The sequence below is a fragment of the Mycobacterium sp. SVM_VP21 genome (genome assembly GCA_024758765.1).
GTDB classification, from domain to species: domain Bacteria; phylum Actinomycetota; class Actinomycetes; order Mycobacteriales; family Mycobacteriaceae; genus Mycobacterium; species Mycobacterium heraklionense_C.
Map to the genome: position 1 here is coordinate 944333 of CP101406.1, position 14588 is coordinate 958920.

The window sequence follows — 14588 nt, forward strand, 5'->3', positions numbered from 1 at the left end:
CGGCGGTTAAGCCGACGCGATCACCAGCGGTAGTGCGCGAACGCCCGGTTGGCCTCGGCCATCTTGTGGGTGTCTTCACGCCGCTTGACGGCAGCACCCAGGCCATTGCTGGCATCCAGGATCTCGTTGGCCAGGCGCTCGATCATGGTCTTCTCCCGGCGAGCCCGCGAGAAGCTCACCAGCCAGCGCAGCGCCAGCGTGGTGGAGCGCTCGGCGCGCACCTCGACCGGCACCTGGTAGGTGGCACCACCGACGCGGCGGCTGCGAACCTCGAGGGCCGGCTTGACGTTGTCCATTGCACGCTTGAGCGTCACGACCGGGTCAGTGCCGGTCTTGTCCCGAGCCTGCTCGAGAGCGCCGTAGACGATGCGCTCGGCCAGCGACTTCTTGCCGTCCAGCAGCACCTTGTTGACCAACTGGGTGACCAGCTGCGACCCGTAGACGGGGTCGTTGACCAGCGGACGCTTGGGTGCGGGGCCCTTGCGCGGCATCAGCTCTTCTCCTTCTTCGCGCCGTAGCGGCTGCGGGCCTGCTTGCGGTTCTTGACTCCCTGGGTGTCCAGCGAGCCGCGGATGATCTTGTAGCGCACACCCGGCAGGTCCTTCACACGACCACCACGCACCAGCACCATCGAGTGCTCCTGCAGGTTGTGACCCTCACCCGGGATGTAGGCGGTCACCTCCACCTGGCTGGTCAGCTTCACACGGGCCACCTTGCGCAGCGCCGAATTCGGCTTCTTCGGGGTGGTGGTGTACACGCGGGTGCACACGCCCCGTCGCTGCGGGCTGCCCTTGAGGGCCGCGGTCTTCACCTTGGCGACCTTGTCGCGGCGACCCTTACGGACCAGCTGCTGAATGGTTGGCATCTACCGGCTTCCTGTATCGCTGTTCAAAACTCTTGTAAATCCTGCAGTCTGTGCCCCACCGCTACCCCGCGGTCGGGCGTGTCGCATGGGCCGCCGCGGATTCCTCCGCTGCATAATGGACATGCGAATTGGGCCAGGCGCGCGCGTTATGTCACCAAACGCGCCTCGGTGGCCAGGCACGAGCTACGACGATACCCGGCTGCACTCCGGCAGGTCAAAGCGCGTCCCCAGCGGCCCTTGCGGCCCCTCCCACCCCGTGCACGACTATTGGGTGCGGCTGTCCATCGCCGAGGCCAGCCTGCGCACCATATCGGAGAAGACGGCGTCGGTGTCCACGTCATCCATCACGCCGGTCATCTCCAACAGGACAAATCCGTGCATGGCAGCCCAGAACTCCAGGGCCGCGTGAAACGCCCGGTCCCCTTCGAGCCCGTAGGACGCCAACACCTCGATGACCGGGGCGGCGGCCCGGGTGGCCGCGGCGGTGTATTCCGGGTCGTCGCCGCCCAGTGGCATCCGGGTGAACGCCGAATACCGGCCCGGGTGGTGATGGGCATAGCTGCGATAGGCGCCGGCCATCACTAGCACCGCGTCGTCGCGGGCGCGGCCCTGCCCGACCTGGGTCAACATCTCCAAAATGTCGTCGATCACCCGCATCCGCATGGCGCGACGCAGGTCATTGAGGCTGTGCACGTGGTTGTACAGCGACGGGCCCTTGGTTCCCAGCTGGGTGGCCAACGCGTTGATGGTCAGCGCGTCCCAGCCCTCGCGATCCAGGAAATTCAAAGCCGCATTGACGATGACCTCGCGGCTCAGCTTGACCGGGCGTGCCCCCGCTTTGCCGTTGGCGCGCGAGCGACCCCCCGCGGCGGGCGGGTCTGGTCGAGCTGGCATGGCGTAGGCCCTTCGTATCGTCCGGCAGGAGGAGATCAGCACAGAACTCTAATCGACCGATTAGTGGGGGAACCCGAGTACGTGCCAGCAAGTGCGACGTAAGCTTTCCCGAGATTGCGTCCGGTGAGAGGGGCTCGGAGATGAAATGGACCGCGCTGGCGAGTGCGTTGCTGAGTCTGGCCGCCGGTTCACTGGGGGCAGCCGCGAGCGCGCACGCCGCGCCCGGCGACATCCACATCTACGGGGTGCACGAGACCCACACCCTGGACTGCAACGGCGGGACGCTGTTCATCAACGGCGTCAACCTCACCATCCACGCGATGGGAACCTGCTGGGCGGTGACCACGCAGGGCTCGCAGAACACGGTGATTGCCGACACCATCGTCAACGACGTCACCGTCTACGGCAACGACACCATCGTGTACTACCACAATGGTGACCCACTGCTGTTCGACCGCGGACGCGAGCTGGGGATGACCAACCGGCTCCAACGCGTAGCGGCGTGACCCACGTTCTCCGGGTAAATCTCTGCTCGCTGCTGGCCGGCGGAATGACGGTGCTCGCAGTCGCGCTCACCGGCTGCGAGTCGGAGGCGCCACCCAAGTCCTCGCGGATCTCGCAGAACTACGACGGCCGATTCGCCAACACGATCAGGTACGAATCGTTCGGCGCCACATCGGCCTTGGACTGCGCCGACGGCAAATCGCTGAACGTGGCCGGTTCGAACAACAAGCTGACGGTCCGGGGCCGCTGCGAGGCGGTGAGCGTAGCCGGCGCCGACAATCGCATCACCATCGAGCGGATCGACAAGGCACTGACGATCACGGGGCTCAACAACGCCATCACCTACCGGGGTGGTGACCCGAAAATCGACAATCGCGGGTCGGGCAACACCATCGCCGACAAGCGCTGACGGGGACGGGCCACCGGCATCAGGCATCAGGCCTTAGCGCCGTGGCGGCCGGCCCCGCCGGCGAAGCGGCCCGCACCGCGCAGCGCCTCGTCAGCCACTCGCTCGATGCTCTCGAATTCGGAGTCCATCGCGTGAGATTCGGTCATCCCCCACTGCCGCAGCGCCGACATCCGATCCGAGCGCAGGCAACCTTGGGGCAGCTCGGCCAGTTCGAGGGCCAGTTGCTCGGCTGCCCGGCGCGCCTCGCCGGTGGGGACAACCCGATTGGCCAGTCCGATCGCCAGTGCTTCTTCGGCGTTCACCGCGCGGCCGGTGAGGATCATGTCCATGGCGCGACTGTGTCCGATCAGTCTGGGCAATCGCACGGTGCCGCCGTCGATAAGCGGCACGCCCCAGCGTCGGCAGAAGACGCCGAAAGTCGCGTCGGCCTCGACCACGCGCATGTCGCACCACAGCGCCAACTCCAGGCCACCGGCCACCGCGTAGCCGCTGACCGCGGCAATCACCGGTTTGGACAACATCATTCGGGTTGGACCCATCGGCCCCGGACCGCTGCGATGGGTCTGATTGGAGTTCGGCGTACCCAAGGCTTTGAGATCGGCTCCTGCGCAAAAGGTTCCGTGGTCTCCCCACAGCACGGCCACGGACGCGCTCGCATCGCGGTCGAATTCGTCGAAGGCCTGGTAGAGCGCGGCGGCGGTCGGGCCGTCGACGGCGTTGCGGGCATGCGGCCGATCCAAGACCACCGTGGTGACCGGGCCGCTGCGCTCCACGCGCACCGCACTCATCGCAGCACCGCCTCTCGGTCCGCGTCGCGTCGCGCGACCAGTTCGGCGGCGAACTCCGCGTAGCGACTGCGGATTCGGGTCCCCGGCCAGTCGGCCGGAAGCAGTTCGGGCGGTAGCACCGGGTCGCGGCGCAGGTGGCGGACCATGGCCGCGGCCACGATGAATCGGCTTGGCACGTCGTCGGCGTCGGCCATGGCGGCGAGAAGCTCGTGTCCTGTCTGCGCCCACCCAGCCAGATCCCACAGCGTGGCAGCCAGTTCGGCGGGCTTCTCGTCACGCGCGGTGAGCAGCCGGGTGTAACTCCCGAGACTCTCACCCAGCTCGACGTCGATGTTGTCCGGGCGCATCCAGAACCCCTCACGCAGCTCGGCGAACCGCCGCTCGGCCAACCCCGAGCGCAACGCGGCCCGGGTGCGCGCGTCGCAGCCGATGCTGGTGATCACCACGCCCAACCAGTTGCCCTCCCAGCTCCTGGTCTGCGGATTCAGGGCCGCGTCCTGTTGGCGTTGGCGCTCCAACAGACGCTCGGACAGTCCGTAGCCCTCCACTGAGCGGATCAGGTCCCCGGCCGCGACCAGTCGGGTCAACGCCACCCGCAGGGCCGTTTCCTTTATGCCGAAATCTGTTGTCAGTCGCAGCAATTCAGCCGCGGTGGCCGAGGCCGGGTGGGCTCCCAGCAGCACCGACAGAACTACCGAGCGGGCCGTCATACGCACTGTGTCGGACATCGGGTGGCCCCCTAAACCCCGGAGGTCTGTCGGCCGTAGTCCCCGAAGGGTTCGTCGCGGTGCCGCACCGCGTCGCGGAACCCGTGCTGCACCGCGTCGGCGACGAAGGCGTGGCCCTCCGGCGTATGCCGCGCCACCCCGTCGAACACGGTGCTGACCATCCGGCTGGTGGCCACGCCCTGCTGCAGCAGTGCGGTGTTGAGTGCGAGTTTGGCCATGATCAGTTGGTTGACCGGCATTGCGGCGATCCGGGCCACCAGGCGTTCGGTGCGCTCATCGAGATCGGCCGGCTCGGGTGCCTCGATCGCCAGACCCCACTCGGCGGCCTGGGCTCCGGTGATGCAGTCTCCGGTCAGCAGTAGGCGTTTGGCGCGCTGGTCGCCGAGCCGGTGCGCCCAGAGCCCGGCCGCGGGCACCCCCCATACCCGCATCGGCGGGTAGCCGATCTTGGCGTCGGACGCCGCGATCACCTGGTCGGCGTGCAGGGCGATGTCGGTGCCGCCGGCCACGCAGTAGCCGTGGATCTTCACCACGGTGGGCTTGTCGGCGTGCATCAGCGAGGCGAAGCCGCGGACGAAGCGGCTCATCATCTGATAGTCGATCATCGGGTCCCACGGCTGATCCGAGCGGTGGTTGGTGGCCTGCGTCTTACCGTCGAGCACGCTGCCCCGGTAGTTCTCTCCGCCCGCCGACGATGAGCCTTCGGCGTAGGCGCCCAGGTCGAAACCGGCGCAGAATCCCTCACCGCGGCCCGACACCAGGATCACGTGCACATTGGGATCCAGATCGGCACGCTCCACCAGGGCCGACAGTTCCAGCGGGGTGTCGGCGGTGATCGCGTTTCCGTGCTCGGGCCGGTTGAAGGTGATTCGGGCGATGCGGTCGGCGACCTCGTAAGTCATCGTCCGCAGGTTGTCGAACTCGACCGGGGCGATGTGATGGCGCATGCCGGGTCAACCCTTGACCAGGGAGCGCTCGATGATCGGCCCGAGGTCCAGGCCGGCCGGCAGGGTGCCGAATGCACCGCCCCATTGGCCGCCGAGCCGCGTCGCCAAAAACGCCTCGGCGACGGCCGGATGGCCGTGACGCACCAGCAACCCGCCCTGTAGCGCCAGGCAGATGTCCTCGGCGATCTTGCGCGCCTGATATTGGGCAGCAACCACGTCGGCGCCCAGGCCCGCCAGTTGGCCCTTCAGCGCGTCGACGTGGGCGTCGAGCCGGGGATCCTGCCCGGCGGTGTCGGCCAGCTCGTCGAAGAGCACCGCCACCGAGTCGGGTTGGGTAGCCAGGGCACGCAGCGTGTCCAGAGCGCTGACGTTGCCCGACCCCTCCCAGATGCCCATCAACGGCGCCTCCCGGTACAGCCGCGGCATCAGGGAGTCCTCGATGTAGCCGTTGCCGCCCAGGCACTCCATGGCCTCGGCGGCGTGCGGGGTGGCGCGCTTGCACACCCAGTACTTGGTGGCGGCCAGGCCGATCCGGCGCAGCAGGCCCTCTCGTTCGTCGCCGCGGACCGCCTTGTCGGTGGCACCGGCCATCCGCATCGACACCATGGTGGCAGCCTCGGCCTCCACGGCCAGGTCGGCCAGCACGTTGCGCATCAGTGGCTGATCGATCAGGTAGGCGCCGAACGCCTTGCGGTGCTGGGCATGGTAGATGGCGCGGGCCAGGCCCATCCGCATGCTGGTGGCACTGCCCAGTGCGCAGTCCAGGCGGGTGAGGTTGACCATCTCGATGATGACCGAGACCCCGCGGCCCTCCTCCCCCACCAGCCAGGCGGTCGCGCCGTCGTACTCGATTTCGCTGGAGGCGTTGGCGTGGTTGCCGAGTTTGTCCTTGAGCCGCTGCAGCCGCATCCGGTTGCGGGTGCCGTCGGGCAATACCCGGGGCAGGAAGAAACAACTCAAGCCGCCGGGCGCCTGCGCCAGCACCAGGAACACGTCGCACATCGGCGCGGAGGTGAACCACTTGTGCCCGGTCAGGCTGTAGCTGCCGTCGGCATTCGGGACCGCCTGGGTGGTTCCGGCGCGCACGTCGGAGCCGCCCTGCTTCTCGGTCATCGACATGCCCGCGGTGATGCCGGCTTTGCTGGCCGGCACCTTCAGCTCGGGGTCGTAGACCCGGCTGGTCAGCAGCGGCTCGTAGGTCTTGGCGAGTTCGGCGTTGTTGCGCAGCGCGGGCACGATCGCGTACGTCATCGAGATCGGACAGACGTGGCCCGGCTCGGCGGTCCACACCCCGGTTTGAGCGGCGCGCACGACGTGCGCGCCGGGCCGCGGGTCGGCCCACGGGGCGGCGTGCAGCCCGTGGGCGATCGCGGTGCGCATCAACTCGTGATAGGCCGGGTCGTACTCCACTTCGTCGATCCGGTTACCGACGACGTCGTGGGTGTGCAGCACCGGCCGGTTGCGGTCGGCCAGCGCGCCCCAGCGTTGCACCTGCTTGGATCCGGAGAGCGCCCCGAGGTCGGTGACCTCGTCGACGCCCCATTGACCACCCTCGCGAATCAGTGCCTCGATGAGGACCGGGGACGACGCGGGATTGAAGCCTTCCAGCGGAAGGACCTGATTGGTGACGATATGCGTGTCGGCCATAGCCGAATATTACATTTTTTGCACGCACGCACAATAGGTGTAATCAAATTGGTGTTCGGCAAACAAAAAACGGCGGTCACGGCCCGGGGTCGGGAGGTTCCAGGCTGTGACCGCCGTCGTTTTGGGGCGCCGGACTAAGGGCTGCACACTCCCCCCACACCATGCTGGTGTCGCTCGGGCATTTGGACCCCCTCCATCCCCGAGTCGTGTGCGCAGCTGCCGCGGTCACGGCGCCTAGCAAAGTTGTAGCACACAACCGACTCAATGTCGCCCTTTGGGCAAGAAATAAGCCAAATCGGATGTTTTCTGCGCACCAGCTTCGGATGCCAGCCGAATCGTTCCCGCCCGGAGCAGGCAGGCATTCCTCAGCGCCCGGGCCGGGCCGGCGCCCGGGTAGAACCCGTGGCTCTACCCGGGTATGCCGGCTTGGCCGGGGGTGCCGTCGGCGCCGCCCGCCTCGCCCGGCGTGCCGCTGGGACCGGGGACCTCCGAGCCGGGGCCGGTTCCGCCATCACCACCGCGGCCGCCGGCGCCGTCGCCGTTGGGGCCGACCAGCCCACCCTGCCCGCCTGCTCCGCCGACGCCACCCCAGCTGAATTCGAACGCATCGCCGCCAGTGCCACCGGCACCGCCGACGCCGCCGACCGCCCCGGCACCCTCGGCGTCACCGCCGTCGCCGCCGGCGCCGCCCGTGCCGCCCGCAGACCAGCTTGACCCGGAGCCCCAGTAGTCCACGTACTGCGCGCCGGCGCCGCCGCCGCCACCACCACCACCGCCGCGGCCCCCGTCGGTGCCGATCCCCCCGCTGCCACCGTTTCCTCCGAAGTTGCCTTGCCAGGCGCCACCTTTGCCGCCGTGGCCGCCCTGGCCGTTGATCCCGCCGGTACCGCCGTTCCCGCCGGTTCCGCCGCGGCCGCCCTGACCGGTCTCGTGTCCTCCCAATGGACCGACTCCGCTTGCAGCACCGCCGGCACCGCCGTCACCGCCGTGGGCGCCGTCCCCGCTGCCGATGCCGCCGTCGCCGCCGCGTCCGCCGTCGCCGCCCGGTCTGCCGTTGGCGCCCTCACCGCCGACACCGCCGGCGCCACCGTTACCGCCGGACTGCACGCCCTCGGCGGTAACGGGCGCCCCGTCGCCGCCCTTGCCCCCGTTGCCGCCGGCACCGCCGGCTCCGGTGTTGCCGGCGTGACCGTCCGGAGCCCGGGTCCCGTCCTGCCCGATGCCGCCGTGACCGGCGCTCCCCGCGGCGCCACCGTACTGGCTGCCGGCACCGCCGTTGCCGCCCTGGCCGGCTGCGGCACCGCTGCCGCCGCCAGCCCCATTACCGCCGTCGCCGCCTGCCCCGCCGTCACCGCCATTACCGGCGTTGCCGCCTTGCCCGCCGGCGCCGTGGCTGGCGTTGCCGCCTTGCCCGCCGTTGCCACCGACGCCGCCGTTACCGCCGTTGGTGCCGTCAGTGCCGTTGCCGCCGGAACCGGCCTGGGCGTCGGTGCCAGCCGCGCCGTTGACCGTCCCGCCGGTCCCGCCGGTCCCGCCGTTGCCGCCGTTACCGGCCTGGCTGCCGCCAGCGCCACCGTTTCCGCCAGTGCCACCGGCGCCGCCATTCAGGCCGACACCGGCGCCGGAGCCGCCCGTACCCCCCGCGCCGCCGGTGCCGCCGTCGCCGATCGCCGCGGCGGCACCGCCGTTGCCTCCGGTCCCGCCGGTCTGAACGATCGTGTTGCCGGCGGGGTCGGTGATGATCTGTCCGTCGCCACCTTGGCCGCCGGTGCCGCCGACACCGTCTTGGCCGACCGCGCCGTCGCTACCGGCCGGGACATTCCCGGTCCCACCGGAGCCGCCGGGTGCCCCGGCCCCGCCGTCGCCGCGGACACCGCCGGTCCCACCGTCGCCGCCGTGTCCGGCACTGGCACCGTCACCACCGCCGGCGCCCGCACCGCCGTGCCCGCCGATCCCGCCGGCGCCGCCTTGACCACCGGTCCCGCCGATGCCACCTACACCGGACGGGGCCTGGACACCGGCCACCTGACCGCCGGCACCACCGTTGCCGCCGGCGCTGGCCGCGCCACCGACACCGCCGTTGCCGGCCGCGCCGCCGTGGCCACCGTCGCCACCGCTTCCGGGTGCGGCATCGGCGCCGTCGAGACCGGCGCCGCCGGCGCCGCCTTGACCACCGACGCCACCATTGCCGCCGTTACCACCCGCGCCGGGTACCGGAAGGCCGAGGATGACCCGGCCGTTGCCGCCGGTCCCGCCGTCGCCGGCGGTACCGGCCTTGCCTCCGCCACCGCCGTCACCGCTGACGCCCACGGCGCCGTTGGTGGCGCTGCCGCCCTGGCCGCCGACACCGCCGTCGCCGCCGGTCCCGCCGTCGCCGCCGTCGCCGCCCACACCCCCGACGAACGGAGCCATGTCGACGCCGTCGCCACCGCGGCCACCGCTGCCCCCGGTGCCGCCGACGCCACCGGTGCCACCCGCCCCGCCGTTGCCGGAGATCGAGCCACCTGCCCCGCCGGCCCCGCCGGCTCCGCCCTCACCGCCGGTCCCGCCGCCGCCGCCGGTGCCGGCAATCGGGTTCATCACATTCCCGTCGGCACCCCGCTGACCGGCCGTGCCAATGGCTCCGGTGCCGCCGGTGCCGCCCTGGCCGCCGTCACCAACCGACCCCGCCGCCCCACCGCGACCGCCCGCACCGCCGTTCTGCGCGCCGCCGGGCAGCACCTGCCCGTCGCCTCCCCTGCCCCCGGACCCGCCATCGCCGCCGGTACCGGCGTGTCCTGCAGCACCACTGGCGGCCGGGCCGCCGGCTCCGGCGCCGCCGTTCCCGGCCACCCCGGCCTGGCCGAAATCGGCGCCGTTGCCGCCGGCGCCACCGGAACCGGCGGTGGTACCAGTGCCGCCACCCGCCCCGTCACCGCCGGTGCCCGCAACACCGGCATTGCCCCCGTCGCCGGCATTGCCACCCTGGCCGCCGACACCCCCGGTCGAGACGCCACCGGCGCCACCATGACCGCCGGCGCCGCCGGAACCGGCGTCACCACCGTCACCGCCAGCCGCACCCGACCCCGCGGCCGCATCCCGACCGACACCACCGTCGCCGCCACGACCACCGGACCCGGCGTTACCACCCGCGCCACCGTTACCCGTGGCCGCCGCACCACCGGCACCGCCGTCACCGCCGCGACCAGCGGCAAGACCCGCCGCACCGTTGCCGTCGGTACCGGTTAGCCCGTTCGCCCCGTCGGCACCGGCACCGCCAGCACCGCCGGCACCACCGTTCGCGTCACCGCCGGCGGCACCCCCGACGCCACCGGCACCACCGTTCTGGGCAACCGCTGCACCGCGGGCGTCGGTGATCACCACACCGTCAGCACCCCTCCCGCCGGCACCGCCATCGGAGTCAGCTCCCGCCGCACCCGCGGCACCGCCGCCACCGGCCGTGCCCGCCGCGCCACCGGCGGCGCCAGCACCGCCCCTGCCACCGGCCCCGGCGGTGTCACCAGCACCACCACCGGCACCGGCACCACCGGTGCCCGCCACACCGGCGTCGCCCCCGTCACCGGCGTTACCCCCCTGGCCGCCGACACCCCCGGTCGAGACTCCGCCGGCACCACCCTGACCGCCGGCACCACCGGAACCGGCGTCGCCGCCGTCACCGCCCGCCGCACCCGAACCCGCGGCCGCATCCCGACCGACACCACCATCACCGCCGCGACCGCCTGCCCCGGCGTTACCGCCCGCACCGCCGTCACCCGCGACACTGCCGCCGGCCCCGCCTACACCCCCGTCGCCGCCGCGCCCGCCGGTTCCGCCCGCGGTGCCGTCGCCGGCGGTAGTGGTCGCCCCGTTCGCCCCGTCGGCACCGGCGCCGCCAGCACCACCGGCACCACCGTTGCCGTGATCCCCGCCTGCGCCGCCGACACCACCGGCACCCCCGTCGGCGGGAGTGCCGTCGGCCAGCAGGCCGGTCCCGGCAATACCGGCACCACCGGCACCGCCGGCACCACCGTGGCCGCTCAGGACGGCGCCCGGCTGGGCGAAGCCGGCGGCGCCGAGGTCGCCGCCGCGGCCACCGGCCCCACCGTTGCCGCCGCCCAACGCGCCATCGCCCCCGGCGCCGCCAGCGCCGCCGTCACCAGCCAGACCGGAATAGTTGCCGCCTTGGGCGAACATCGTTGGGCTGGCGCCCAGGTGCAACCCGAAATGTCCGCTGCGCCCACCGACGCCCGCGTCACCACCGGCGCCACCGTCACCACCGGCGCCGCCCGGACCATCGGGTGGCGACACGCCCGCGCCGCCAGCGCCACCGACACCACCGTTGCCGCCCAGCCCGCCGGTGCCGATGATCCATCCGGCGCGACCACCGTCGCCGCCATCCCCGGCGTCGCCGCCGGCAGTACCGCCGGTCCCGGCCAAGCCCGCACCTCCGGTGCCGCCGGCACCACCGAACCCGAACAACGCCCCGGCGTCGCCGCCAGCGCCACCGGCACCACCGGCCAGCGCATTGGTGCCTACGCCGCCAGTGCCGCCGGCACCACCGTCACCGAACAGCCACCCGCCGGCGCCCCCCCGCACCACCAGCCGCGGCGGCAGCCCCGATACCGCCGACACCGCCATTGCCGAACATTCCGGCCATCCCGCCGACGCCGCCCGCACCGCCGTCAACCCCGACTGCCCCGGTTCCGCCGTCGCCGAACAGGAATCCGCCGTCACCGAGGTCGCCGAACAGACCCGAACGGCCCAGGATCGACTCGTTGGCTCCGGTGAACCCGTCAATGCCGTCGCCGATTAGGCTGCGCCCGAACAGCTCGATGAACGGCGTGTTGATCAGGCTGAGCAGTTGCTCGTTCTGGTGGATGAAGCCGTCAACGAGGTCGTGCAGTGGCAGGTAGAAGACATCGTGGTACCAGCCGGCAACCGCCACGTCGAATGCACCGAGCGGATCCGACCAATCGATGTCGGCCGCCCCGAATCCGGGTGCCGCGGACGCCCCTGCGGCGGACGCGAGGATTCCGTCGAGAACATCGTCGGCGATATCCGCGTGCGCCACCGGCGTCATCCCGAACGCCAGGAACGCGGCAACCGCCGAGCCCCCGCCTACCCCACGACGCAGCCTGCGCGACTGCCCCTGACGGTCGCGACCATCCGAGAACCGACCTACCGGACGTGACATTCCCAGCCTTCCGTCAGAGCTGTGAAAAGACAACCCCTGCCACAGCAAACTGTCAGTATTTTTACGTAGTTACATAACCTTACTTATATAGCCTGCACAACGGATTGCCCGAAATCATTGTCAATCTGTGCCATGAACTGGCCAATCGACCGCCTTACACAACAGTTCACCCAAGCCCCCGCTGCGGCGAATAGCTGAATGAAAACTGAGTGAAATCACCGATTTCGAGCGCCATAGGCTCCATCAGGTTGATTTACGTCCATCTATACGGACCCGCCGGTGTCAGTCGGCGCACCGACCAACACACGCGTAGGCGCGGTTAACGCAGTCGATCTTTGAGGAACGCGATGTCGGCCTTGCGGCCGTCTTCGGCGGTCTCGCAGATCACCGGGGCGCCGGCGGCCTTGACCACCGCGACCAACAGGTCCGGGTCGATCTGGCCCGCACCGAAGTTGGCGTGCCGGTCCCGTCCGGAGCCGGGCGCGTCCTTGGAGTCGTTGCAGTGCACCAGATCGATGCGTCCGGTGATGGCCCTGATGCGCTCCACCGCGTCGGGCAGCGATTCCCCGGCCGCCCAGGTGTGGCAGGTGTCCAGGCAGAATCCGACGCCGGTGTCGCCGATGTGGTCCCACAGTTTGGCGATGGTGTCGAAGTGCCGGGCCATCGCATAGTCACCGCCGGCGGTGTTTTCCAGGTACACCGGGACAATGGTTTCCAGGCTGTCCAGGGCCTTGCGCCACCGCGCGAACCCGGCCTGCGGGTCGTCGTCATCGGCGGTCACGTGGCCGCCATGCACGATCACCGCGACCGCGCCGATGTCGGCGGCGGCGTCGCAGGTCTGCTGCAAGATGGTGCGCGACGGGATGCGCACCCGGTTGTTCGGGGAGGCGACGTTGATCAGGTACGGCGCGTGCACGTAAATCGGCAGCGCCGCCGCGCGAAGCTGCGCCGCGTCCTCGCGCTGTTTGGGGGGCTTCCAACTTTGCGGGTTGCCGAGGAAGATCTGCACCACGTCGGCGCCGTCGGCTTCGGCGGCCGCCAGCGGATTCTGCGGGCGCACATGGGATCCGATCAACACGGCGGCCAGCCTAGTCCGGTGACGACGCGGGCGAGGGACGAGCCCGCTGAGGAGCCGGACAATCAGCCCAGTTCGATCGGCCAGGTGTGCACCGGCTGGTTGGTGTGCATGTGCGTGCAGTAGCGGCTCAGCATCTGCGCCAGCGCGGCCGGCCGGCTCAGGCCCTGCGCCTGCAGCGCGCGGACTGTCGACACCTGCCAGGTGGCGCCGTTGCGTCCCGTTGCCACCCGGTCGGCGATGATGCCGAGATACCGGTCGCTCACCTCGGCGGCCACACCCCACTCGTCGAGTCCTTGGCGGGAGAGTGGCAACAACTCGCGCCGGGTCAGTTCCGCCACGCTCACCTCTCCCCGCTCCGGCCAGAACAGCCGGGCATCCATACCGAGGCGCGCGGCCCGGCGAAAGTTGTCGTGCGCCACCGCAAAACTCATCTGCGTCCACAGCGGTCGCTGCTCGCGGGCCAGCCTGCGCAGCAGCCCGTAGTAGAACACCGCATTGGCCACCATGTCGGCGACCGTGGGACCCGAGGGCAGGACCCGGTTCTCCACCCGTAAGTGGGGTCTTCCGTCGACGACGTCGTAGATCGGGCGATTCCAGCGGTACACCGTGCCGTTGTGCAGCCGCAGTTCGGCCAGTTGCGGGGTGCGTCCCTGGGCGAGCTCGTCGGCCGGGTCCTCCTCGGAGACCTCGGGCAGCAGCGACGGGAAGTACCGCACGTTCTCCTCGAACAGGTCGAAGATCGAGGTTATCCACCGCTCGCCGAACCAGACCCTGGGCCGCACCCCCTGGTTCTTCAGTTCGTCGGGCCGGGTATCGGTGGACTGAGCGAACAACTCGACGCGCGTCTCGGCCCATAGGCGGTGGCCAAAGAAGTAGGGCGAGTTGGCGCCGATCGCCAGTTGCGGGCCGGCCAGTACCTGGGCGGCATTCCAGTGGTTGGCGAAGTCGGCCGGCGAGACCTGCAGGTGCAACTGCATGCTGGTGCACGCCGACTCCGGCGCGATGTTCTCGGCATGCAGGTTCAGCGGCTCGGGTCCGTCGATGTCGATGTCGATGTCTTCGCCCCGCGCGGCGAAGATCGAGTCGTTGAGTGCGGCATACCGCGCCGAATCACTCATCCAGTCACCGGCCAGATGCTCGGGCATCAGGGTCGGCAAGATGCCGATCATGACGATGCCCGCGTGGTGTGCGCGGGCTTTGGCCTGCGCGTCATTGAGGCTGGCGCGCACCTCGGCTTCCAGGTCCAATGCGGCCAGGGCCGTGAGCTGGCGAGGCGGCACGTTGAATTCGATGTTGTAGGAACCCAATTCGCGCTGAAACGCCGGATCGTCGATCGAGGACAACACGCCGGCGTTCGACATGGCCGGCCGGTAGTCGTCGCCGATCAGGTTGCCCTCGATCTCCATACCGGTCAGCGGCGGCTCACACTCGAAGCTGGCCTGCGCCAGCATCGTTTCGAAAACGTCCAGGCACTGCTGAATCTTGTGCCGGTATTGGCGGCGTTGGGTGCGGGAGTAGCTGGTGCCGTTGACTTCGTCCCCCATCTCAACGATGC

General features: G+C 70.4%; 12 protein-coding genes and 4 pseudogenes. 4 read left to right on the forward strand and 12 right to left on the reverse strand.

What is annotated here, in order from left to right; genetic code table 11:
- Nucleotides 1-20 precede the first annotated feature (20 nt).
- From rpsG to NM962_04695, 3 genes are all read right to left on the reverse strand, one after another.
- Nucleotides 21-491, reverse strand: a complete 471-nt coding sequence (rpsG, locus tag NM962_04685) for a 30S ribosomal protein S7 (protein UVO13424.1) — start codon at nt 489-491, stop codon at nt 21-23.
- A complete protein-coding gene (gene rpsL / locus NM962_04690; protein UVO13425.1) occupies nt 491-865 on the reverse strand; it encodes a 30S ribosomal protein S12 in 375 nt (124 codons plus the stop codon). The genes rpsG and rpsL overlap by 1 nt, the downstream gene beginning before the upstream one ends.
- A 264-nt stretch (nt 866-1129) precedes the next feature.
- Nucleotides 1130-1759: a WHG domain-containing protein gene (locus tag NM962_04695; GenBank protein ID UVO13426.1), complete on the reverse strand. Its 630-nt coding sequence runs from the start codon at nt 1757-1759 to the stop codon at nt 1130-1132.
- A 140-nt stretch (nt 1760-1899) separates the two neighbouring features.
- On the opposite strand from NM962_04695, the gene NM962_04700 reads away from it, so the two are divergent.
- Both NM962_04700 and NM962_04705 read left to right on the forward strand, forming a co-directional pair.
- Complete coding sequence (locus tag NM962_04700) at nt 1900-2265, forward strand: DUF3060 domain-containing protein (protein UVO13427.1); 366 nt, start codon at nt 1900-1902, stop codon at nt 2263-2265.
- Nucleotides 2262-2672, forward strand: coding sequence for a DUF3060 domain-containing protein (locus tag NM962_04705; GenBank protein ID UVO13428.1), 411 nt, complete (start codon nt 2262-2264; stop codon nt 2670-2672). The genes NM962_04700 and NM962_04705 overlap by 4 nt, the downstream gene beginning before the upstream one ends.
- A gap of 26 nt (nt 2673-2698) precedes the next feature.
- Here NM962_04705 and NM962_04710 read toward each other — a convergent pair whose 3' ends face one another.
- The 5 genes and pseudogenes from NM962_04710 to NM962_04730 form a co-directional block, all read right to left on the reverse strand.
- On the reverse strand, nt 2699-3460 hold the full coding sequence (locus tag NM962_04710) for a crotonase/enoyl-CoA hydratase family protein (protein UVO13429.1): 762 nt from the start codon (nt 3458-3460) through the stop codon (nt 2699-2701).
- Complete coding sequence (locus tag NM962_04715; protein UVO14549.1) at nt 3457-4170, reverse strand: PaaX domain-containing protein, C- domain protein; 714 nt, start codon at nt 4168-4170, stop codon at nt 3457-3459. Before NM962_04715 ends, NM962_04710 begins: the two co-directional genes overlap by 4 nt.
- A gap of 29 nt (nt 4171-4199) precedes the next feature.
- On the reverse strand, nt 4200-5135 hold the full coding sequence (locus tag NM962_04720) for a crotonase/enoyl-CoA hydratase family protein (protein ID UVO13430.1): 936 nt from the start codon (nt 5133-5135) through the stop codon (nt 4200-4202).
- A gap of 6 nt (nt 5136-5141) precedes the next feature.
- Entirely contained in the window at nt 5142-6782 is a 1641-nt protein-coding gene (locus tag NM962_04725) for an acyl-CoA dehydrogenase family protein (protein UVO13431.1), read from the reverse strand.
- A 555-nt stretch (nt 6783-7337) separates the two neighbouring features.
- A pseudogene (locus tag NM962_04730) lies at nt 7338-7439 on the reverse strand (PE-PGRS family protein).
- Here NM962_04730 and NM962_04735 point away from each other — a divergent pair.
- Nucleotides 7438-7635 (forward strand): annotated as a pseudogene (locus tag NM962_04735) (hypothetical protein). The pseudogenes NM962_04730 and NM962_04735 sit on opposite strands and share 2 nt — an antisense overlap.
- 1872 nt (nt 7636-9507) lie before the next feature.
- Nucleotides 9508-9732 (forward strand): annotated as a pseudogene (locus tag NM962_04740) (hypothetical protein).
- A 176-nt stretch (nt 9733-9908) separates the two neighbouring features.
- On the opposite strand, the pseudogene NM962_04745 reads toward NM962_04740, so the two are convergent.
- The 4 genes and pseudogenes from NM962_04745 to NM962_04760 all read right to left on the reverse strand — a co-directional run bounded on the left by NM962_04745 (nt 9909) and on the right by NM962_04760 (nt 14577).
- A pseudogene (locus NM962_04745) lies at nt 9909-11351 on the reverse strand (hypothetical protein).
- Nucleotides 11323-11955: a hypothetical protein gene (locus NM962_04750; GenBank protein ID UVO13432.1), complete on the reverse strand. Its 633-nt coding sequence runs from the start codon at nt 11953-11955 to the stop codon at nt 11323-11325. Before NM962_04750 ends, NM962_04745 begins: the two are co-directional and overlap by 29 nt.
- 319 nt (nt 11956-12274) lie before the next feature.
- Nucleotides 12275-13033, reverse strand: coding sequence for a deoxyribonuclease IV (locus tag NM962_04755; protein UVO13433.1), 759 nt, complete (start codon nt 13031-13033; stop codon nt 12275-12277).
- Nucleotides 13034-13095: 62 nt separating this feature from the next.
- Nucleotides 13096-14577, reverse strand: a complete 1482-nt coding sequence (locus NM962_04760; protein UVO13434.1) for a glutamate--cysteine ligase — start codon at nt 14575-14577, stop codon at nt 13096-13098.
- Nucleotides 14578-14588: the final 11 nt, after the last annotated feature.